The 20,961-nt window shown below is 50.0% G+C and carries 24 protein-coding genes; 14 read left to right on the top strand and 10 right to left on the bottom strand.

Annotated features, from left to right (window positions below; genetic code table 11):
* The first annotated feature begins 20 nt into the window (after positions 1 to 20).
* Positions 21 to 650, top strand: a complete 630-nt coding sequence (locus EGC76_RS07120) for a YjaG family protein (protein WP_246013922.1) — start codon at positions 21 to 23, stop codon at positions 648 to 650.
* On the opposite strand, the gene EGC76_RS07115 is transcribed toward EGC76_RS07120, so the two are convergent.
* Complete coding sequence (locus EGC76_RS07115) at positions 647 to 940, bottom strand: DUF1145 domain-containing protein (protein WP_164876809.1); 294 nt, start codon at positions 938 to 940, stop codon at positions 647 to 649. The two genes, EGC76_RS07120 and EGC76_RS07115, sit on opposite strands and share 4 nt — an antisense overlap.
* 23 nt (positions 941 to 963) lie before the next feature.
* Positions 964 to 1,590, bottom strand: coding sequence for a 16S rRNA (guanine(966)-N(2))-methyltransferase RsmD (rsmD, locus tag EGC76_RS07110; protein WP_128352307.1), 627 nt, complete (start codon positions 1,588 to 1,590; stop codon positions 964 to 966).
* Between the two features lie 86 nt (positions 1,591 to 1,676).
* Here rsmD and ftsY point away from each other — a divergent pair, with 86 nt between their 5' ends.
* The 4 genes from ftsY (at position 1,677) to rpoH (ending at position 5,488) form a co-directional block, all read left to right on the top strand.
* Positions 1,677 to 2,807, top strand: coding sequence for a signal recognition particle-docking protein FtsY (ftsY, locus tag EGC76_RS07105; protein ID WP_128352306.1), 1,131 nt, complete (start codon positions 1,677 to 1,679; stop codon positions 2,805 to 2,807).
* Entirely contained in the window at positions 2,804 to 3,475 is a 672-nt protein-coding gene (gene ftsE, locus EGC76_RS07100; RefSeq protein ID WP_128352305.1) for a cell division ATP-binding protein FtsE, read from the top strand. Before ftsY ends, ftsE begins: the two co-directional genes overlap by 4 nt.
* A gap of 3 nt (positions 3,476 to 3,478) precedes the next feature.
* Entirely contained in the window at positions 3,479 to 4,459 is a 981-nt protein-coding gene (gene ftsX / locus EGC76_RS07095) for a permease-like cell division protein FtsX (protein ID WP_128352304.1), read from the top strand.
* Positions 4,460 to 4,621: 162 nt separating this feature from the next.
* On the top strand, positions 4,622 to 5,488 hold the full coding sequence (gene rpoH, locus EGC76_RS07090) for an RNA polymerase sigma factor RpoH (RefSeq protein WP_128352303.1): 867 nt from the start codon (positions 4,622 to 4,624) through the stop codon (positions 5,486 to 5,488).
* A gap of 39 nt (positions 5,489 to 5,527) precedes the next feature.
* Here rpoH and EGC76_RS07085 read toward each other — a convergent pair whose 3' ends face one another.
* The 3 genes from EGC76_RS07085 to gpmI are packed head-to-tail and all read right to left on the bottom strand — an operon-like array spanning position 5,528 to position 8,981.
* Positions 5,528 to 6,316 carry a divergent polysaccharide deacetylase family protein gene (locus tag EGC76_RS07085; RefSeq protein ID WP_128352302.1) on the bottom strand — a complete coding sequence of 263 codons (789 nt, stop codon included), beginning with the start codon at positions 6,314 to 6,316 and terminating at the stop codon, positions 5,528 to 5,530.
* A complete protein-coding gene (locus tag EGC76_RS07080; protein ID WP_128352301.1) occupies positions 6,316 to 7,449 on the bottom strand; it encodes a murein hydrolase activator EnvC family protein in 1,134 nt (377 codons plus the stop codon). The genes EGC76_RS07085 and EGC76_RS07080 overlap by 1 nt, the downstream gene beginning before the upstream one ends.
* Positions 7,446 to 8,981, bottom strand: coding sequence for a 2,3-bisphosphoglycerate-independent phosphoglycerate mutase (gene gpmI, locus EGC76_RS07075; protein ID WP_128352300.1), 1,536 nt, complete (start codon positions 8,979 to 8,981; stop codon positions 7,446 to 7,448). The genes EGC76_RS07080 and gpmI overlap by 4 nt, the downstream gene beginning before the upstream one ends.
* A gap of 171 nt (positions 8,982 to 9,152) precedes the next feature.
* Between gpmI and EGC76_RS07070 the strand changes: the two genes are divergently transcribed.
* Genes EGC76_RS07070 through gpsA form a run of 3 tightly spaced genes read left to right on the top strand, consistent with a single transcriptional unit; the run spans position 9,153 to position 11,124 of the window.
* Positions 9,153 to 9,581, top strand: a complete 429-nt coding sequence (locus EGC76_RS07070) for a rhodanese-like domain-containing protein (protein ID WP_128352299.1) — start codon at positions 9,153 to 9,155, stop codon at positions 9,579 to 9,581.
* Between the two features lie 29 nt (positions 9,582 to 9,610).
* Positions 9,611 to 10,108 carry a protein-export chaperone SecB gene (gene secB / locus EGC76_RS07065; RefSeq protein ID WP_128352298.1) on the top strand — a complete coding sequence of 166 codons (498 nt, stop codon included), beginning with the start codon at positions 9,611 to 9,613 and terminating at the stop codon, positions 10,106 to 10,108.
* A gap of 14 nt (positions 10,109 to 10,122) precedes the next feature.
* Entirely contained in the window at positions 10,123 to 11,124 is a 1,002-nt protein-coding gene (gene gpsA / locus EGC76_RS07060) for an NAD(P)H-dependent glycerol-3-phosphate dehydrogenase (RefSeq protein WP_128352297.1), read from the top strand.
* Between the two features lie 3 nt (positions 11,125 to 11,127).
* Here gpsA and slmA read toward each other — a convergent pair whose 3' ends face one another.
* Positions 11,128 to 11,712, bottom strand: a complete 585-nt coding sequence (gene slmA, locus EGC76_RS07055) for a nucleoid occlusion factor SlmA (RefSeq protein ID WP_128352296.1) — start codon at positions 11,710 to 11,712, stop codon at positions 11,128 to 11,130.
* 36 nt (positions 11,713 to 11,748) lie between these two features.
* On the bottom strand, positions 11,749 to 12,987 hold the full coding sequence (gene coaBC / locus EGC76_RS07050; protein WP_128352295.1) for a bifunctional phosphopantothenoylcysteine decarboxylase/phosphopantothenate--cysteine ligase CoaBC: 1,239 nt from the start codon (positions 12,985 to 12,987) through the stop codon (positions 11,749 to 11,751).
* A gap of 189 nt (positions 12,988 to 13,176) precedes the next feature.
* Here coaBC and radC point away from each other — a divergent pair, with 189 nt between their 5' ends.
* The 3 genes from radC to rpmG all read left to right on the top strand — a co-directional run bounded on the left by radC (position 13,177) and on the right by rpmG (position 14,416).
* Positions 13,177 to 13,854: a RadC family protein gene (gene radC, locus EGC76_RS07045; RefSeq protein ID WP_128352294.1), complete on the top strand. Its 678-nt coding sequence runs from the start codon at positions 13,177 to 13,179 to the stop codon at positions 13,852 to 13,854.
* Between the two features lie 158 nt (positions 13,855 to 14,012).
* Positions 14,013 to 14,249, top strand: coding sequence for a 50S ribosomal protein L28 (rpmB, locus tag EGC76_RS07040; protein WP_128352293.1), 237 nt, complete (start codon positions 14,013 to 14,015; stop codon positions 14,247 to 14,249).
* Positions 14,250 to 14,260: 11 nt separating this feature from the next.
* The gene (gene rpmG / locus EGC76_RS07035) at positions 14,261 to 14,416 is read left to right on the top strand and encodes a 50S ribosomal protein L33 (RefSeq protein ID WP_092857736.1); all 156 of its coding nucleotides are present in this window, start codon (positions 14,261 to 14,263) and stop codon (positions 14,414 to 14,416) included.
* 73 nt (positions 14,417 to 14,489) lie between these two features.
* Here rpmG and EGC76_RS07030 read toward each other — a convergent pair whose 3' ends face one another.
* Positions 14,490 to 15,146: a 2OG-Fe(II) oxygenase gene (locus EGC76_RS07030; protein WP_128352292.1), complete on the bottom strand. Its 657-nt coding sequence runs from the start codon at positions 15,144 to 15,146 to the stop codon at positions 14,490 to 14,492.
* A 143-nt stretch (positions 15,147 to 15,289) separates the two neighbouring features.
* Here EGC76_RS07030 and mutM point away from each other — a divergent pair, with 143 nt between their 5' ends.
* Positions 15,290 to 16,105 (top strand): bifunctional DNA-formamidopyrimidine glycosylase/DNA-(apurinic or apyrimidinic site) lyase, encoded by an 816-nt coding sequence (mutM, locus tag EGC76_RS07025; protein WP_128352291.1) that lies wholly within the window; start codon positions 15,290 to 15,292, stop codon positions 16,103 to 16,105.
* Here the strand turns inward: mutM and bioH are convergent.
* Positions 16,102 to 16,884 (bottom strand): pimeloyl-ACP methyl ester esterase BioH, encoded by a 783-nt coding sequence (gene bioH / locus EGC76_RS07020; protein WP_128352290.1) that lies wholly within the window; start codon positions 16,882 to 16,884, stop codon positions 16,102 to 16,104. The two genes, mutM and bioH, sit on opposite strands and share 4 nt — an antisense overlap.
* A 34-nt stretch (positions 16,885 to 16,918) precedes the next feature.
* Between bioH and EGC76_RS07015 the strand changes: the two genes are divergently transcribed.
* Positions 16,919 to 17,590, top strand: coding sequence for a ComF family protein (locus EGC76_RS07015; protein ID WP_128352289.1), 672 nt, complete (start codon positions 16,919 to 16,921; stop codon positions 17,588 to 17,590).
* Here the strand turns inward: EGC76_RS07015 and EGC76_RS07010 are convergent.
* Positions 17,587 to 20,211: a M14 family zinc carboxypeptidase gene (locus EGC76_RS07010; protein WP_128352288.1), complete on the bottom strand. Its 2,625-nt coding sequence runs from the start codon at positions 20,209 to 20,211 to the stop codon at positions 17,587 to 17,589. The two genes, EGC76_RS07015 and EGC76_RS07010, sit on opposite strands and share 4 nt — an antisense overlap.
* 151 nt (positions 20,212 to 20,362) lie before the next feature.
* On the opposite strand from EGC76_RS07010, the gene nfuA reads away from it, so the two are divergent.
* On the top strand, positions 20,363 to 20,941 hold the full coding sequence (gene nfuA / locus EGC76_RS07005; protein ID WP_128352287.1) for a Fe-S biogenesis protein NfuA: 579 nt from the start codon (positions 20,363 to 20,365) through the stop codon (positions 20,939 to 20,941).
* Positions 20,942 to 20,961: the final 20 nt, after the last annotated feature.

Raw genomic sequence — 20,961 nt, 5'->3', positions numbered from 1 at the left:
CTAACGAACTTGGGGTTATTATGGTTTTAAACACGTTCGATCGCATTCGTGCTCTGCCCATGGCCTACCAAACCGTGATGGCCTTGTACCTGTGCCAGCGCATGGTGCCTAATTATGAGCTATTTCACCATGTTACTGGTTTCGGTGATCCAAAGCCACTGCACGGCGCACTCAATGCGTGCTGGGACTGGGTATGGCAGGAAAAAAGCGTGAAAGTTAACTTTGCGCGCTGGCAAGAAAAGGTAGATGACGTAACCCCAAGCGAACACGGACACGATATGCTGGGCGTGTATCCCGCTATGGATGCCTGTACGGCAATAAGTACCTTACTGCAGGGCTTGCTGGACCAAAATAGTGCCGACTTGGTGAGTGTTGCTAAGGTTTCTCAAGCCGGAGTTGCTAAGTTTCTCGAGCTCACTGAAGGTGCTGAGCTTGATGCTCAAGAACGCCGTAAACTATTGCGCGAGCATGAGCTGGTGCAATACGAAATAGAAGTGCAGCAAGCGATACTTAATTATCTTGAAACCGTTGCCGCAGCCACGGACAAACCCACCAAAGAATTGGTGAGCCAAGCGCGCGCAATGGTTACCGATGAAGGCGTGTCCAACATCGGCGTGAATATGTCAGACGAAAACGTCTCAGAAGACTAAGTTTTTGGTGCATGCTGCTGTGTGCGTGCCGGCTGCGCGCGCACTATAGCAAGCCAACCAATTACACCGAACAGCACAATCTGCCAATAGTCGCCACGACGCCATTGCATGTGGTCTTTATAAACGGTTGCGAACATCAGCAACTGAATCAAATGCAGCGCAATCAACAGCACCATTAAGAATAGAAAGAAAGCGAATAGCTTATCCGGAAATGGCGCCACCAAATTGGCTAGCATAACGCCCCAAATAATTGCGAAAACGAGTCGGCCAAGCCAAACGGCAGTTCCCATATGCATTACCTCAAATTGTTAAACTATGAAACCGTATATAATCGGAAGGTAACTTGCCCCGCGTTTTTTTCGCGGTGCAAGTGCCAATGACTGGGCACGGTGGGTGTTAAATCCCGTTCGCTTTCAATGTATACCCAGCTACCAGCAGCCAACCAATTGTTTTGCTCAAGTAGCTCTATACTGCGGTCGACGAGGCCTATTCCGAAGGGCGGGTCAATAAATACCACCTGAAACGGTGAGCTTGGGCGCTGTTGCAAAAAAGCTAAGGTGTCAGCGCATTGCACCAGCGCCTGTCCGGCAACCGCAGCAGATAGTATTTGTGCATGATGCGCCAATAACCGTGCGGCCTGGCTATCTTGTTCTATCAAAATCACTTCGCTGGCGCCACGAGAAAGTGCTTCAAAGGCAAGTGCACCACTACCGGCAAACAAATCAAGGCAACGCTGCTGAGCGAGCTCAAACTGCAACCAATTAAACACGGTTTCTCGCACTCGGTCAGTTGTGGGTCGCAGCCCAGGCACATCGGCGATAGCCAGCTTGCGGCCGCGCAATTGGCCACCAATAATTCGCAATTCGCCGCGCCCTTTATTAACGTTGGGGGTGCGTGAACTGGCAGCTTTGCTTTTCTGCTTGTACGAGCTTCGCGGCATGCTAAAGTAAGCCTTCTTTTATTTGACGTGTTAAACTGTGCGCATTGTAAACCGAGCAGCAGCGAACTTCCAAAGGTAAAGCAGGCATGGCCAAAGGATCTTTCTTTTCTCTATTTCGTAAAAACAAGTCCAATGACACCGAACAGCAGGCTGAAACTGACTCCGCCCACCCATTGCCAGAAGAACCCTCTATGGCGGAAGTTGCCGCGCCGGATGCTGCAGAAATTTGTGCACAGGTAACTGCTGAGTCTAAGGCTGCGGAAGTTAAGCCGAAAGCAAATTTATGGAACCGTCTTACCTCGGGCCTGCGCAAAACCTCTTCTGCAATAGGTGATGGCCTGTGGGGTATATTCAAAGATAAAAAAATTGATGATGAACTGTTTGAAGAGCTAGAAACGCAGTTACTAACAGCAGACATTGGTGTACCGACCACATTAAAAATAGTTGAACGCTTGACCGAACAAGCCGGCCGTAAGCAACTGCACGATGCCAGCGCGCTGTATCAGCTATTGCAAGAAAACATGACCGAAATTTTAACGCCCGTTGCGCAACCGCTTGCAATTCCGCGTGACCAGAAAGGCCCATTCGTTATTCTTATGGTGGGTGTGAATGGTGTGGGTAAAACCACCACCATTGGGAAACTGGCTCAGCAATTTAAACGTGAAGGAAAGTCAGTAATGCTGGCTGCAGGCGACACCTTTCGTGCCGCAGCGGTGGAACAGTTGCAAGTGTGGGGGCAGCGCAATGATATTCCAGTTGTTGCGCAGCATACAGGTGCAGACAGCGCGTCGGTTATTTATGACGCCGTTGAAGCAGCGCGTGCGCGCGGTGTTGATGTATTGATTGCGGATACGGCCGGGCGCTTGCAAAACAAAGCGCATTTAATGGACGAGTTGAAAAAAGTTGTGCGCGTTATGCGCAAACTTGATGAGTCCGCACCCCATGAGGTGATGCTGACCCTGGATGCTGGCACTGGACAGAATGCGATTAGTCAGGCGAAATTATTTACTGAAGCCGTGGGTGTAAGTGGAATTACCCTTACCAAACTGGATGGCACTGCAAAAGGCGGTGTTATTTTTGCAATTGCTGATCAATTTAACATTCCAATCCGCTATATTGGTGTGGGTGAAGGCATTGATGACTTAAGGCCGTTTGCGGCACGTGAGTTTGTTGACGCCTTGTTCCAACGCGAACTTAACGAGACGCAATCGTCATGATTAAATTTGAGCAGGTTAGTAAAACGTACCCAGGCGGATTTCAAGCACTCAACAACGTGAGTTTTCACCTTGAGCGTGGCGAAATGGCTTTTCTAACCGGCCACTCTGGAGCGGGTAAAAGTACCCTGCTTAAACTAATAAGCATGATGGAACGGCCAACGGCTGGGCGCGTGTTAATTAACGGCCACGACTTGAAGCGCATCAACGCGCGCCAGATTCCTTATGCCCGCCGTGACATTGGCATGATTTTTCAAGATCACCGCCTGTTAATGGATAAAACCGTTCTCGATAATGTAGCGCTGCCCCTGCTAATTGAAGGGTATAGCATGCAAGAAGCGCGCAAGCGTGTGCAAGCTTCGCTCGAAAAAGTAGGGTTAGGCGACAAGTTGCGCCATTACCCGATGATGCTTTCTGGGGGCGAACAACAACGCGTTGGCATTGCCCGCGCGGTGGTGAATAAGCCGCCGTTATTGTTGGCCGACGAACCAACCGGTAATTTAGATCCGAAGTTGTCGATGGAAATCATTCGCTTGTTCGAAGAATTTAACCGGGTGGGCGTGTCGGTACTGATTGCGACCCACGACTTGGGTTTGATTGCGCGGCTGCGTTATCGCACGCTAACTCTGCGTGACGGACGGATGATCAACGATGGCTTGCAGGAGAGTTAAACCATGAGTTTACTGTTCCGCTCACGTCAGCAAGGCGCCAAACAGGTAAAAATTTCTGGCTTTCGCCGTTTTGTCATGTTCTGGGTGCATAATGTGCAACAAGCTGTGGCAAGCTTAGGCGAGCTGGCCCGTTATCCAATGGCAAGTTTGATGACGATGGCAGTGCTTGGTTTGAGTCTGACCTTACCGGCAACCTTGTATGTTGTGGTTAAAAATACCGAAGCCATTGGTGCCGATTGGCAGCACGCTTCAGAAATAACCTTATTTTTGCGTAAAAATTTAAGCCAGCAAGAAGTATCGACGTTTCATAAACGACTTAGTTTGTCGAATGACATTGAACGTGTTCGCTGGATAGACAAAAACGAGGCTTTGCAAGAATTTCGTGAGGAATCAGGTTTTGGCGAGGCCTTAGATGCGCTGAGCAATAACCCGCTACCTGATGTTTTATTAGTTACTCCGGTAGCCAATAAACGCGGTACAGCGCAAGCCCAGCAACTGGCGCAGCAAATGCGCAATGAGCGCGAAGTTGAGCAAGTTCGGCTTGACTTAGACTGGTTGCAACGGCTTGAAGCGCTCTTAAATTTGGTACGTGACGGGTTGTTAGCGTTAGCTGCATTGTTGTGTATTGCGGTGGTTTTAATTGTTGGCAATACTATTCGGCTCAATATTAACAGTAAGCGCGACGAAATCATGGTGATGAAATTAGTCGGCGCAACGGATGGTTACATTCAACGGCCGTTTTTATACACCGGAGTGTGGTATGGTTTTGTCGGTGGGTTGATCGCTTGGTTGGCGACAGCCGTAATGATTTTATGGATTTCTGGCGCAGTGACCGATATTAGTGAATTGTATGAGAGTCAATTTTCCTTAGTAGGGCTGACTTTTAATGAAATGCTGGTGTTATGGTTGCTGGCGATTGGTTTGGGATTATTGGGTTCGTACATTGCAGTAAGAAAACATGTACGTACTATTGAACCACAATAAACTATCCCCATATGGGTAATAGTGAGACAAAAAAATCATCCCAAAGCAGTCATTGTCAGCAGCGCCAGTTTTGCTAGAATGAGGGAACTTCCAGACCGAAAAAAGGTCTGATGAGTGTCTGGATAATGTTGTGTAGACACCAGTAAGAGAGGATGTTGTTGCATGAGCTCTGAGATTACCAGTATGGCGTTAGCTGTCCCGCAGTCGGGTGGCAGCCTAGAAGCGTATATTTCAACAGTAAATCGCATTCCTATGCTGTCGGCTGAGGAAGAGCGCGAACTGGCTACGCGTTTACAAGAACAGGACGACCTAGAGTCTGCTCGTCAGCTCATTATGTCGCACCTGCGTTTTGTTGTGCATGTTGCCCGCGGCTACTCAGGTTATGGCCTGCCTCAAGCTGATTTGATTCAAGAAGGAAATATTGGTCTGATGAAAGCGGTCCGTCGTTTCGACCCATCAGTGGGTGTACGATTGGTTTCATTCGCGGTGCATTGGATCAAAGCTGAAATTCACGAGTATGTGCTGAAAAACTGGCGCATGGTCAAAATTGCGACGACCAAGGCGCAACGTAAGTTGTTCTTTAACTTGCGCAAAATGAAAAAGCGCTTGGGTTGGTTTACGCATGAAGAAGTGAGCACTGTTGCTGAAACTTTGGGCGTAAGCACAAAAGAAGTAATGGAGATGGAAGCTCGTATGAGTGCCCACGACCAAGCATTTGAACTCAGTTCAGATGACGATGACGCCAAAGATGGTGGCACTTATTCTCCAGCTCAGTATTTAGAAGATAAACGTTCAGACTTAGCTGAAGAAGTTGAAAACGAGCAGTGGGAATCGCATACCCAAAAACGTTTGTTGTCGGCGATTAACACCCTTGATGAGCGTAGCCAAGATATCGTGCGCGCACGGTGGTTAGACGATGACAACAAAACCACGCTGCAAGAACTTGCCGATAAATATCAGGTATCCGCTGAGCGTGTTCGTCAACTTGAAGCCAATGCCATGAAGAAACTTCGTATGGCGATGTCTTAAACACCGACTTCGAATAAATTCGAATAAAAAAACGCCGGCCTAATTCGCCGGCGTTTTTTTATGCTCAGTAAGTTGAATTGGTTGGGCGGTGCGCGGTTCTGCAAGTGCGGAAGCAACGACAAGTTCAACACCGTATTGGTTTGCCAAGTCAGGTAACACGTGTTTTAAAAACTCTAGGGTAGAGCGGTGCGGGTGTGCAATAGCGATGGCTTCACCATGTTTATGCGCGTGGCGAATAAGATCACGCCAGCGCAGCTCTATTTCATCGGCCTGCGGGTCGTTGTCTAAAAACACATGACGCCTTGCAACGGGAATACCAAATTCGCGGGCAACGTTTTCAGCCTGGGTGGCGGCCGTTGTGCGGCTATCCAGAAAATAAAAGTTACGCAGCGCAAGTTGTTCCATAACCCATTGCATGGGCTCAATAAGGGCGGTTAACTGGCTACCCATATGATTGTTCATGCCCACGGCCTGCGGCAACTGCACAAAGGCTTGTTCCATCAGCATTATAAACTGTGCTTTGTCTTCATCCGTAGTGAGCATACCAATACCGGCGTTGGCATTGCTTCCCGGTTGCATGGGCATGTGAATAATGACTTCTTTCCCGGTTTCTTGCGCATTACGGGCAATGCGCTCGGCATAAGGCGTGTGTGGCAACATGGCTAACGTCAGTGCGCCCGGTAATTTGGCAAACTCTTGCTGGAAACGGCTATTACCAAGGTCATCGATAACAATTGCAATGCGCGGCAAAGCGCCTTCTTCTGACTGTGCAGAAAAAGCCATGAGGCCGAGTATTAGACTAGCAACTACCTTTAACCAGACACGCATTAACGACACCAATTGACAGGGTTCACCGCATCACCTTTGACACGAACCTCAAAATATACAGCAGGATCTTCACGACCACCACTCTGACCAACTAATGCGATGGTCTCATTGGCGCGCACTGTGTCACCAACTGCAGGTAAAACGGTTTGGTTGTGCCCGTAAAGACTCATGTAGCCGTCACCATGGTCAAGCACTATGATGAGGCCGTAACCCCTTAGCCAGTTGGCAAAAAGCACGCGGCCATCGGCGATTGCTTTTACCGGTTCGCCAGACTCAGCTTTAATAACAACGCCTTTCCAAATAACACCACCGCTGCGTTGTTGTCCAAATACCCGCTGTACGCGGCCTGCGGCTGGCCAGTTCATTTTGCCCTTCAGTGCGGCCAGCCCCTCAAGCCGAGGCTCGTCGCGCATCGCGGCTTGAATGGCGGCGAGAACTTGCTCAAGCGATTCTTGGTCGCGTTTCAGTTCACTGATGCGTTGTTGATCAGCCGATTGCTCCCGACGCAAGCGTTTCACCAGCTGTTGTTGTTCGGTTTGTTGCGCTTTTAACACACCCTGTTGTTGGCGTTGCTGTTGCAGCCGCTGTTCAAGTTGTTGTTGTTGGTCAAGCACGTCTGCACGCACCTGCTCAAGTTGCTGTTGGGTTGCGCGAATGGTTGCAAGCTCTGAAATACGCGCACGATTAAAATACCCATAGTAGCCCAGTAGACGCTCAAATTTGGCGGGGTCTTGTTGCTTTAATATCAGCTTAAGGTAATCGTGCTTGCCCATGCGGTAGGCCATATCCAGCTGCTGTTCCAGTAAATGCAGTTGCTGTTGTAAATCGCTTTCAAGTTGTTGTTCTTGGCGCTGTAAATCAGTAATGCGTGCGCGGATATCGGCAAGTTGATTGGTTGTTGTGTTCAATTCACTGGCAACCGAAGCCATCTGCTGTTCAAGCTGTTTTAGCTCCCGTTCAGTCAAGCTCAGCTGTTCAGCGCGCTGGCCAATAGCGGCCTCGCGACGTTTTAACTCGGCTGCTATTTGCTCTAACTGTGCTTCGGTTGCTGCCTGTTCATCGGCACTCGGTTGCTGGCCCCAGGCAACTGGAGCCAACATCAAACAGATGAGAACAAGCAGCCAGTGCTTCACGACTTCAGCGTCACAATGGGTTTGCCGGTCATTTCAGCGGGTTGCTCAAGGCCGAGCAAATGCAGCATGGTTGGTGCGACGTCTGACAACGTGCCCCCGTCGCGGGCATTCGCTTCACGCCCTACATAGATGAAAGGTACCAATTCACTGGTGTGTGCTGTGTGTGACTGGCCGGTGCTGTGGTCCTGCATTTGTTCAGCATTGCCGTGATCGGCTGTAATCAAACATTCACCGCCGACCTCTTGCAAGGCTTCAATCACGCGAGCAATCGAGCTATCAACCGCCTCAACGGCTTTCACAGCGGCAGCAAAATTACCGGTGTGGCCAACCATGTCCCCATTCGGGTAATTACACACAATAACGTCAAACTCGCGGTTATGAATTGCTTCAACGAGCGCGTCAGTGAGTTGCTCAGAACTCATTTCCGGTTGCAGATCGTAAGTGGCCACGTTCGGTGATGGAATCAGAACGCGTTTTTCGCCGTCAAATTCCTGTTCACGCCCGCCACTAAAAAAGAAGGTTACATGGGCATATTTTTCGGTCTCTGAGATGCGCAGTTGCGTATAGTTGTTTTTCGCCAACCACTCACCCAACACGTTGGTCAGACTTTCCGGTGGAAACGCGATAGGGCCCTTTAGATCAGCTGCGTATTCTGTGAGCATCACGAAAGCCGATAACTGCGGTACTTTGCCACGTTCGAATTCATCAAAGTCACGGTCTAAGAATGCGTGGCTTAGCTCGCGAGCGCGGTCGGCGCGGAAGTTCATGAAAAACACGCTATCGCCGTCCTGAATGGGCGCGGCATCAGCAATCAGTGTTGGCTTCACAAACTCATCGCTTTCATCACGTTCGTACGCGGCGGTCAGGGCGAGAGCTGCGTTATCAGCGTGATAGCTTGCTTTGTTATGAATCATGGCATTCCATGTTTGTGCAACGCGGTCCCAGCGTTTGTCACGGTCCATTGCAAAGTAACGCCCACAAACAGTGGCAAAGCGACCAACACCAAGTTGGCTAAAGAGCTTTTCAAACCGCTCAATAGTAGGCGCTGCAGAGCGCGGCGGGGTGTCGCGACCATCCAGAAACCCGTGCAAATAAATTTTCTTGGCTCCGCGTTGCGCTGCTAAATTCACCATTGCAATGAGGTGATCTTCATGGCTGTGTACGCCGCCTGGTGATAACAAACCCATAATATGAATGGCTTTTTGCTTGGCCACAGCCGCATCAACGCCAGCGGTAAGCTCGGCGTTATCGAAAAAGTCGCCATCGGCAATGGCTTTGCTGATACGGGTAAAGTCTTGATAAACGACGCGGCCAGCGCCTAAGTTCACGTGGCCCACTTCAGAGTTTCCCATTTGCCCGTCAGGTAAGCCAACGGCCATACCTGAGCCGTCCACCAAGGTGTGTGGGTAGGTTGCCCATAGTTTGTCCATGGTTGGTGTGTTCGCCGCAGCAATTGCATTATCAGCGGTGGCTTCACGGTGGCCCCAGCCATCTAAAATTAAAAGAGCCAATGGTGTATGTGGCTTTGCCATAACATCCTCAGTGGTTTTTCAGTAAATTCAGAAAATTGACCTTATTTTATGCGATTTTGACGCACAACGCATCCTTTCTAACTTCGCGCTTATGGCAAAATTTTACTGGCAACACAGGTTTCAGTCGGTATACTCTGTGGCTTGTTTTTTTCAACTGGAGTAGGCAACCCCATGGATCAACTTCTCGCTTTCGCGATGGACCATTACTTTATGAGCCTGTTGTGGGTCATCCTTTTGATTGCGATTATCGTAAGCTACCTGAAAGGCGTAACTTCTAAGGTTAAGCTATTAGAGCCGCAACAAGCGACCCTACTGACTAACCGTAACGACGGTGTGTTTGTTGATATTCGTTCAACGGACGAGTACCGTAAAGGCCACATTCAAGATGCTATTCATGTAACTGCCGATAAGATTCGAAAAAATGAGGTGCAGGCTCTTGAGAAATACAAATCTGCCCCCATCGTTGTTGTATGTGCAACAGGCATGACTGCGCGTTCAGCAGCAGCTGCGCTCAGTAAAGCTGGTTTTGAGAACGTTGCCGTACTTCGAGGTGGAATCTCAGCCTGGCAGGGCGCCAGTTTCCCACTGGTTAAAAAATAAGTATAACTTTTAGCAATAGGACGTAAAAAATGGCTGACGAACAGCAAGTAAACGGCGCCGCTCAAAACGACGCGCAACAACAGCAAGCTTTCCAGATTCAACGCATTTATACCAAAGACGTTTCGTTTGAAGCGCCAAATGCTCCAGATATTTTCCGCCAAGAGTGGAAACCAGAGCTTAGCCTTGATCTAAACGTTAAAAACACCAAGATTGAAGACGGTGTTTACGAAGTGGTTCTGAAAGTAACTGCAACAAATAAAGTTGGCGAAACGGTAGCCTTTATTGGTGAAGTTCATCAAGCAGGTATTTTCACAATTACTGACGCAATTGAAGAAGGTCAACGTGCCCAATTACTTGGCGCATTCTGCCCGAACATTTTGTTCCCATATGCTCGCGAGTGCTTGTCTAGCTTAGTAAGCCGCGCAACATTCCCGCAATTGAACTTAGCGCCAGTTAACTTTGACGCGGTGTTCGCGCAACACGTACAGCAGCACCAGCAACAAGCTGCTGAGCAAGCTGACGCATAATCTAAGCGCCATCAATGCGTAATTCGCAAGTAACAGTGCTGGGTGCCGGTTCTTATGGAACCGCCCTAGCGCTTTGTTTTGCCCGTAAGGGTACGCATACCTGTTTGTGGGGCCGCGATGCTGAGCAAGTCGAAGCAATGGCTAGCTCACGCGAAAATGCGCGCTACCTACCAGGCATTCAACTTCCTGATACTTTGCATGTCACTGCCAATTTGGCTGAAGCGGTAGCTGATAGCCATAATATTGTGGTGGTGGTACCCAGCAGTGCGTTTGCCCAAGTGCTAAAAGACATGCGGCCGCATTTGCGCGAAGACGCGCGGGTTGCATGGGCAACCAAAGGGTTAGAACCTGAAACGGGGCGGCTCCTGTTTGAAGTTGCTCAAGAAATTTTAGGTGACTCACACGCACTGGCTGTGTTGTCAGGGCCAACCTTCGCCATGGAAATGGCCAAGGGCCTACCCACTGCTATATCCATGTCATCAACAGACCCACAGTTTGTTGACGAACTGTCTGAGTTGTTGCACTGCGACCGCAGTTTCCGGGTGTATACCAACGATGACTTCATTGGTGTGCAACTTGGTGGCGCAGTTAAAAACGTGATCGCAATTGGTGCAGGAATGGCCGATGGCATCGGCTTCGGTGCGAATGCGAGAACCGCGTTGATTACGCGCGGCTTAGCGGAACTCACGCGGCTGGGTTTGAAGCTTGGTGCAAAACCTGAAACTTTTACCGGCATGGCAGGTTTAGGTGATTTGATACTAACCTGTACCGATAATCAATCCCGTAATCGACGGTTTGGATTGGCATTGGGGCAGGGTAAAAGCGTTGACCAAGCCATGAAAGAAATTGGTCAAGCGGTTGAGGGCTATCGCAATACCCGTGAAGTGGTTGCGTTAGCAAAACGGCACGGCGTAGAAATGCCCATCTGCGAACAACTCTACGACGTACTCTACGGCGACACCACGCCTCAACAAGCTGCGATTAACTTGTTGAGCCGCGCCCGCACATCGGAATAACTGTTAACTTAATAACTGCTGAGCGATGGTTTGCCATTGCTCATCAAAATGTTCAGTAGGTGCCCGTTTAAACTCAGAACGTACGAACTGCGTGACCTTGCCATCGGCATAGGCCATCACGAGGTTGGCGAGCATGCCTTCGTCAAGTGCGCCACGAACCTGTTCACGCAATCGACGCTCGCGTAATACCTGTTTTAAGTTCGCTTCAACTTTCTCAAAAATCCCCTGCACACGTGCACGCAGACGTTCGTGTTCGCCCAGCAAGGCATCGCCCGTTAAAATACGGGTAATGCCTGGATTGCGCTCAACGAATGTAAGTATTAAACGTACAATCATTTCACAGCGGGTTACGGTGTCTTTTTCGTTTTCCAGAATTTGGTTGATGCGCGACAGAATGGCATCTTCCGTAAAGTCGATGAGCCCTTCAAACATCTTCGCCTTCGATGCGAAGTGACGATAAAGTGCGGCTTCTGACACCCCAACTTCAGTGGCTAAACGCGCCGTGGTAATGCGTTGTCCGGGGCTGGTTTCTAGCATGGTTGCTAAGGCAGCTAAAATTTCTTGTTTGCGGTCTTGTTTCGCGGCCACGCAAAACTCCTTCTGTTTGTCGTTAATCGTTAATCGTTATTGGTTATTCGATAGAAGCTTTGCTGCTTGTTGCAGGATCTGTTGGGCGATGGCTGATTTGCTGGCGCGTGCGAGTGCTTGCTGTTGCACGGTGTTGTTTGTGTCACGCCAAAATAGGAGCATCGCGTTGTCTTCGCTATTAAAGCCGATATTGGTATCGCTGACGTCGTTGGCTGCAATCATGTTGAGCTTTTTGCGCTGTAATTTGTCTTGCGCATAGTGTGCAACATCGTTGGTTTCGGCAGCAAAGCCAATTGTAAAGGGCGCTTTGGCAAGCGCTGCAACGTTGGCGAGTATGTCGGGGTTTTTAACCAATGCGATGTGCATAGCGTCATTATCTTTTTTGATCTTATTATCGGCAACATGCGTGGGGCGATAATCGGCCACGGCGGCACAGCCAATAAAAATATCAGCCTCGGCAATAACACCCATCACGGCAGTATTCATTTGCTCTGCGCTCACCACGTCTATACGAGTTACGCCCGCGGGCGTTGGCAATTGGCAGGGGCCGGCCACTAAGGTGACGTGCGCGCCCATACGTTGTGCAGCTGTGGCCAGGGCAAACCCCATGCGGCCCGAGCTGTGGTTACTTAAATAACGCACAGGGTCAATGGCTTCCCGCGTGGGGCCAGCGGTAATAACAAGGTGTTTACCTGCTAGCTCGTTCGAGGTTACCGTTAATAATTTGGTGACAGCTTCGCGTAATTCAAGCGGTTCCGGTAAGCGGCCCGCGCCAACATCGCCGCACGCTTGTGCGCCGCTCGCTGGAGTTATAACGGTTACGCCACGACTTTGCAGTAATGCGCAGTTCGCCTGTACCGCTGGGTGTGCCCACATTTGTTGATTCATTGCTGGTGCAACAGCTACCGGGGCCGCCGTTGCAAGACAAAGGGTTGTTAGCAAATCAGGGGCGTGCCCATGGGCAAGTTGCGCAATGGTATTGGCAGACGCGGGTGCAATGAGCACAAAGTCAGCCCATTTAGCCAACTCAATGTGGCCCATCGCCGCTTCTGCAGCTGGGTCAAGCAAATCATGGTGAACTGGATTGCCAGAAACCGCCTGCAGTGTTAGCGGGGTAATAAACGCCTGACCGCCTTGTGTTATTACGCAGCGAACATCGGCACCGTAGTCTTTCAACCGGCGCACCAAATCGGGCATTTTATAGGCGGCAATACCACCGGTTATGCCGAGCACGATGCGTCGGCCGCTTAATGGCTTCTTGGGGCTTGTACTCATAGTAAGTCCTTACCTTTTAACTATTTTTACAATACCACGAAGACCCGATTTTCGCGATATAGAAATTTTATACAGGGGTGCGTTATTGCCGCGCTTAAGCCGAGGCGACAGCGCAATTTAAGTCATGCCGCACCGCCGTATGCTAAATTTTCATTCTTAATGAGCAACAGCAAGGATCAAGGAGCGATCATGACGAGTGTAAAAGACTGGCCCGTAACCGAACGGCCCCGCGAAAAAATGGCAGAGCTTGGGGTGGCAACGTTAACCGATGCTGAACTGCTCGCTATTTTACTCGGTACCGGCATTCGCGGCAAAGACGTGGTGGCCTATGCGCGTGACTTACTGGGTGCATTTGATGGTTTAGGTGGCATGCTGGCCGCCAGCGCGGAAACCTTATTGGAGCAACCTGGGCTTGGGCCAGCGCGGGTGATGCAGTTGCAAGTGGTGATGGAAATTTCGCGCCGCTATTTGGCGTGGCAATTACGTCGTGATGATGGTTTTACACAACCGGCCATGGTGCGCGACTACCTGACGGCGCAGTTACGGCATCAGCAACGCGAAATTTTTGTGGTGTTGTTGCTTGATAGCCAGCACCGACTATTAAAATATGTTGAGTTATTTCAAGGAACAATCAACGCCGCCCCAGTATATCCGCGAGAAATAATAAAATTAGTGATGCAACATAATGCAGCCGCGGTGATTTTAGCGCATAATCACCCCTCTGGCGTGGCTGAACCAAGTCAGGCAGATCAGCGTGTAACAGAGCGCTTAAAACGGGCCCTAGGTATGATCGACGTTGCTCTATTGGATCATTTCGTTATTGGCTCGGGAACACCAGTTTCATTTGCCGAACGGGGGCTCTTGTAGTAAAGTAGCGCCGCCGTTTACAGGATCATAATGATCAAAAAATATCAGCGATCACTTGATTGCCGGGCCAATTTGCTGTATAAAATGCGCCCTCGGATTCAAGGCAAGGCCGCGATGGGCGACAGGCGAGCTTGAAGCAATTTTGGAGTAAATAAACGATGTCACAAGTATGTCAAGTTACAGGAAAGCGTCCGGTTAGCGGAAACAACCGTTCACACGCGCGCAATGCGACCAAGCGTCGTTTCCTGCCGAACCTGCAATCTCACCGCTTCTGGGTAGAATCAGAAAAGCGTTGGGTTAAGTTGCGTATCTCTACTAAAGGTATGCGTATTGTTGATAAAAATGGTATCGACGCGGTGCTCGCAGATTTGCGCGCTCGTGGCGAAAAAGTGTAAGGAGCTGAACCATGCGTGATAAGATTCGTCTAGTTTCTTCTGCCGGTACTGGTTACTTCTACACTACCGATAAGAACAAGCGCAACATGCCAGAAAAAATGGAAATCAAAAAATACGATCCAGTGGTTCGTAAGCACGTGGTTTTCAAAGAAGCTAAAATTAAGTAAGCTTCTTCTGAGCACAAAAAACCCAGCCTGGCTGGGTTTTTTTGTATCTGTAGCACCGAATTATTTGAAATAGTTAGCGCGTGGGGTCAATCACGCCGTTAATACTGGTGTTATGACGGTACCAACCGGTAATGCTAAACCGATCGCGATTACCTGCCAGCACTTCATGCATAAACACATCGCTAAGAAAAATAACCAACTTGCCAGCTTCCGGTAAAATAGTTTCTAACACCCGACCGCGCTCGTCGTACATGACAAGTTGACCGCCGTCGGCTTCCTGCCAGTGTGGGTTTAAATAAAATACCGTGGTGAGAATGCGATTGCTGCGCCCTTTAAAGGCGTCGAGGTGCTTACGATAAAAAGCGCCGGGCGGATAGTGGGCAAGATGGCATTCATAATCGAATAGCCCCATAAACAATTCGCGATTCACTTGCACCCGCAAGCCATCCATCATATCAAGGTAGGCACGCTCAGGCGCAAAATCACGCTGCAACCAACGGATCTTATCTTGGCGCACCGCCGTATTTGTGGTGTATTGATCAGCACGCCCAATTCCCGCCTGTTGCCAGTCGGTGGCAGCTAAGTTTTGGGCATAGTCGAAAAGCAGTTGGCAGTAGTGCGGTGCGAGAAAGTTTGGAACGACCACATAGCCGCGTTCAGCGAGTTGCGCAAAGTCGATCGCTGAGGTTTTAAAAACTGTATGATCAAGCGTCGATGGAGCTGCCTGCATTGCCTGTATTTAACCCCAAAAGCCAAATTCGTACGAAGTGGCGCGAATATAGATGAGGCTACAGTGAAACACAAGTAGTGTGCATGCACTAATTTTCATACAATTATTCGTTCACGCAAGCCGTAACCAATGAGTGAAATTTTATGCCTGAGTTGCCAGAAGTAGAAGTCAGTTGCCGTGGTATAGCACCGCACCTGCAGCAGCAAAAAATAACCCAAATTATTGTGCGCGATCGGCGCCTGCGTTGGCCTGTGCCTGAAGAGATTGATAGCGTTGTTGGCGCGTTAATTACCAAGGTGGAGCGGCGCGCCAAGTACTTAATTGTGCATACTGCGGCGGGGCATTTGATTATTCACCTTGGTATGTCAGGCGCACTGCGCGTGGTGCCAGCCAACACACCTGCGGTAAAGCATGATCACATCGATTTGGTGCTGGAATCAGGTAAGTGCTTGCGTTTTAACGATCCGCGCCGGTTTGGCTGCTGGTTGTATTCTAAAGAGCACCCAAGCGAGAACCATCCGCTATTGCGCGCGTTGGGGCCTGAACCGTTAACCGATGCGTTTAACGAGGCCTATTTGTTCAAAGCGTCACGAGGGCGTCAGCAGGCCATTAAGACCTTTATTATGGATAACCATGTGGTGGTTGGGGTGGGTAACATCTATGCCAACGAAGCGCTGTTTAAGGCCGGTATTCATCCAAAACGTGCGGCGGGGAAGATAAGTCAGCGCCGTTATGAGCAATTGGTGCCCATTATTAAGGCCACGCTCGCCAAAGCGATTGAACAAGGCGGCACCACCTTGCAAGACTTCACCCAAGCGGACGGTCAGCCGGGCTATTTTAAACAAGAGCTGATGGTTTACGGCCGTGGCGGCAAGTTGTGCATGCAATGCTCAGGGCGTTTGAAAGAAATACGGCTGGGGCAACGCAGCACGGTCTATTGCCCCAGTTGCCAACGCTAAGGCGTGTGCTGGCGTAAAAACGGTGTGATGGCTGCGATAAAGCCTTGCGGGTCGCTGATAAAGGGAGCATGACTGCATTTGGGTGCGATGTGCGCGATGCTTGACGGTAAAATCGCGCTGACTTTCTCGGCGACCGTTGTTGGCACGAGCGCATCCAACTTCCCGTAAATGCGTAACAGCGGCACTTCAAGCCCCGCTAAACGTTCGCGCAAATCAACTGTAGCTAGCATATCCAACCCTGCATCCAACACCTCAACGGAAGCCATCGGCTTGGCAAATAACCATTCTTTAATCTGCTTTACGTCGTCACGCGCGTGCGGAGAGCCCATCGACTGTAACGCCAAAAAGCGTTCAACCGTGCGCTTAAAGTCTTTGCTGAGCTGCTTGGCAAAGGTGTTGAGTACATGCGGTTCAATGCCAGGCCAGTCTGCTTGCGCGGGAAAAAATGGCGATGACGCAACAGTGGTCAGGCTATGAAAGCGCTCAGGGTGGCGCAGTGCCAACTCGGTTGCGACCAACCCACCTAACGACCAGCCAATCAAGTGGCAGCGCTCAGGCAAGGCTGCCAGAGTGAGTTCACACAGGCTATTGAAGTCAACTGGGTGATTATCCGGCCACGGCGACTCGCCATAGCCCGGCAAGTCCAGTCGGTGCAAGGTGCCAAGCTGCGCGAGTGGCGTAATGACGGGGGTCCAGATATTGGCATTCAAGCCCCAGCCATGGAGTACAACAATATCCGTCCCTGTGCCCCTGACGGCACGCCAAACCGAAGCTACCATTTTAGATTCTCTATCACTGCGAAAGGATGCGTCTATGTTAGGGTATTGCTGGCTATGTGATCAATCATTACGAATCGCTGAATCAAGTGGGCTCTGCCACGTGTGTTTACATGATTTACCGCGGTTACCACCTTCGTGTTTGCGCTGGCGTTGCCAACGTCCCGATCGGGCACAAGGGCGCTATTGGTTTGCGGCGTTCCGCTGGCAAGCCGACATACAACACCTTATTCACCGCTTTAAATTTCAACGTTGCCCAGAACTGGCCGGTATCTTGGCGCCATTTTTGGCGGCACAAGTGCACCATTGCTACCGTGAACGTGATGACGCTTGGCCAGATATGTTGGTGGCAATGCCGATGACCTATAAACGCTGGTGCCAGCGTGGCTATAACCAGGCTGGTTTGTTAACCCATCAGGTGGCTGAGTTGGTACAACTGCCGGTGGCTACTGGCTTGTTGCGTCGTATTAGGGATGACGACGGGGCACAACACCATGCGGCAGCAGGGCAGCGCTGGCAAAATATGCACCGCAGCATGCATTGCAGCCGTGATGTAAGTGGTTTGAAGTTAGCGATTATTGATGATGTGCTGACCACGGGCGCATCAATATCTGCTGCTGCAGATGCCTTGCTGCGCCGTGGGGCACGAGCGGTTGATGCGTGGACGCTGGCGTATGCCGAGCCGCACCAACCGGTGGTTAGCGATTAATGTGCGTGAGCGGCCTCAGCTGCTTCGGCAGCTGCGGCTTCTACGTTTTCTTCATCGCTCATTGTTGGACGAACTTCTTGCGCTAAGAAAATCGCATTACTGAGTAGTTTGGCGCTGCCCCAGAAAAACGCGCGGAAGTTCATGTCGTCGGTAAACGCGATAACCCGGCCACGACCTTGGCGATGCGCAATAATTGCCGCTTTGTCAGCCAATACTTCGCGGTTTGCTGCGGCGGTAAAGCCGGCAAGCAGCGGTTCTTTTTCGCTGTAAGTCGCAACGGTTACGAACGGCTGCTCGGGTACCACCATCGCATTCACGCTATCTTTAAATACTGGCAGCGTAGCGCGCGGGTAGCCGAAGGTTAGCGGGTGCGAGGTATCCAGCTGTAACTCGAAAATTGCGCCGGCTAAACGACGTTGACCATAAAAATCATCCATGTCGCCATACGTAAGCTCTTCTTTTTCGAAGGCTTCGCGGAAGGTTTCGTCTTCAACAAATTTGGCCGCCAAAATATCGTTGTTGCTCAGCCACTTTGAACCGCCTTGCTGACCAATAATTACGCCGCCTTGGTTAACCCAATTGCGCAGGCGTTCGGCACTGTGTTTATTCAGTTTTGAATACCGGCCATCAACCATAATAATGTGTGTATATCGTGACAGATCCGCTGAGTTCAAACGGTCAGTATCAACCATAGACACTGGAATACCAACATGGCGGTCAAGGTAGTACCAAGCCTCACCCGCTTCGTACATATTGGCGTCAGTACCAACCACCATCATGACATTAACTGGCTCAACTGGTGACAAGTTTCGGCTGCCTAAGTCCATACCGCTTGGGGTAAGGCCTGAGGTAATAGCGTGCACGTCAACCTGATTTACGTTGGCAATTTCAGACAATTTCGCCTGCACGTCGGCCCAATCATGATCTTGATAGGCGCGCGTTACAACCACGGTGCCAGGGCTGAATTTGTATTCGCCATTCGTTGTTTTCGCGGTAAATTCTTGGTTCGCTTGGCGCACATGAATGCCGGCTTGTAGTAAGCGGTTTAACGTACGCGGGGAAAAGTAATTGTTCCACTCGAACGCGTAAGCATAGGCGTCTTTAGCGAAGCTGATTTGCTTCGGTTGTGGTGCTTGCCAAGCTTCGCTTGCGGTGTCGATGCTCCAACCGTCGAACTTGGCAAAGTTAACGTTGAAAGCATGCGGGAATGTCCACGCTGAGACATCATAGAAGGTGTTATCTTTGAAGCTCTGTTGGTCCATAAAGATTGCGCGAATCAACACATACTGCTCTTGTTCAAGCGGTACGTAATAGCTTTCGTTGGCAGGGTAGGTAACGCCGTCAAGTTTTACGGAGTCTTCCAATGCGTAACTCTTAATGCCGTGTTGGGCAAGAATGTTTAGCATTTCTTGAACACGCGCAGGGTCAGTTGGGTCACTCACCACATAGCCTTTGAAACCGGCCTTTTTCGCGGCAGCCAATGCGTTGTCATAAAAACGCTGCTGGTAGTCTAAGAACCAGCGTTTGTTCGCATGTGCACCGTACATGCTGGTCAGTGATGTGGTGAACTGGTTTTGAATGGTGAACGGGAATTCAACCAAGCCATTAATTGAATCTTGCGCGTGACCGCGGCTAGACGCCTGCTCAAACAAAATGCCGATAGCACCTTGCACATCTGGATAGGTTGAACCTTTACCAACGTAAAAGTCATCAAAGGCTTCTTCGGTAAAATACAAACGGCCTTGTTCATCCAATGCAGCAGCATGGCCTTCAGCCAATGTTTGGGTTAGCTTAACGTTTTCGTCAGGCGTATTCGGGTTTTTCCGTGACGGAATACCAGGCTGAAAGAAAAACGTGCTGTCAGTACCCATTTCGTGGAAGTCAGTTAAAACGTTCGGCTTCCATTTTTGGAAGTTCGCGATGCGTGCGCGTGACTCAGGATGTTGTAATAACAACCAGTCACGGTTTAAGTCGAACCAGTAATGGTTAACACGACCGCGTGGCATGGGCTGCACATGTTCGCGATGTTGGGTATCGGCAACAAGGTTTTGACTCTTGTGCTGATTCGCCCACTGTGCAAACCGCGCTAAACCGTCTGGGTTATAGCTTGGATCAAGTAAGATGATTGAATCACGTAATACCTGTTCAATTTTGTCACCTTCTGCAGCAGCTAAGTAATAGGCATACAACAGTGCAGAGTTACTGCCGCTCGGCTCATCGCCGTGAATGCTGTAACCCATATAAAGCACTAAAGGTGCGCTTTCAGGGTCACCTTTGCGGTTTGGATCAGCAAGCGCAAGGTGTTGGTCACGCAGGCTATCTATATTTTTATGATTTTCTGGCGTGGTAACCGTTGCCAGCAACAGCGGACGACGCTCATGCGTGTAACCGGTGCGCTCTAGCGTAAAGCGGTCAGACTTTTCCGCCAAAATTTCCATGTATTGCGCTAACTGCTCTGGGCGCACATGCCATTCACCGACTTCGTAGCCAAGTACTTCTTTCGGTGTTGGAATATCTGGGTTATAAGTCACATCTTTTGGTAAATAGTCTTCTAGCGTAGTGGCTTGCGCCGCTGCTGAAGTGATTAACCAAAATAGGGCAATCGATATAATACGAACCATGACGTTATCCTGTGTTGCATAGCCAAACTAAGTGCTGCCACGCTAGCAAACTTAGCTACAATGCCCAAGCTGATTACTATGCAATGCGTGAAATTTGCGATAAGATATACCTTACTAAATTACTCAGGTATAGCAGTGAGGTGGTTAACCCATGATTCGTATTACAGAAAGTGCGCAAGCACATTTTCGCAAGTTGCTTGCCGAACAACCGGATAACACAAATATTCGCGTGTTCGTGGTGAACCCGGGTACGCCGTCGGCCGAATGTGGTGTTTCATATTGTCCGCCCGACGCGATTGAGCCGGACGATGAAGTATTGCCATTTAGCGGGTTTGATGCGGTAGTCGATTCTGGCAGCGCGCCATTCTTGATAGACGCTGCAATTGATTTTGAAGAGCAAGATCTTGGTTCGCAGCTCACGCTGAAGGCACCCAATGCAAAAGCTCGAAAAGTGGCTGACGATGCGCCATTAATTGAGCGTGTTGAATACGTTATTCAAGCTGACATCAATCCGCAGTTGGCCAACCACGGTGGTAAGGTTTCTGTGAACCACATTACCGACGACGGTATTGCAGTGTTGCAGTTCGGTGGCGGGTGTAACGGCTGCAGTATGGTGGATGTGACTCTGAAAGAGGGCATCGAAAAGGAACTTGTACAACGTTTCCCAGGTGAGCTCAATGGCGTTCGAGACGTTACAGAGCACCAAGCTGGCGAACATTCATACTATTAAAGTTGTGTAAAATTTAACCT

It is taken from the genome of Pseudidiomarina gelatinasegens, assembly GCF_004025325.1.
In the GTDB taxonomy this organism is placed as follows: Bacteria; Pseudomonadota; Gammaproteobacteria; order Enterobacterales; family Alteromonadaceae; genus Pseudidiomarina; species Pseudidiomarina gelatinasegens.
Note: the sequence above shows the minus strand (reverse complement) of the source record. Positions and strands in the feature narration are given on the sequence as shown.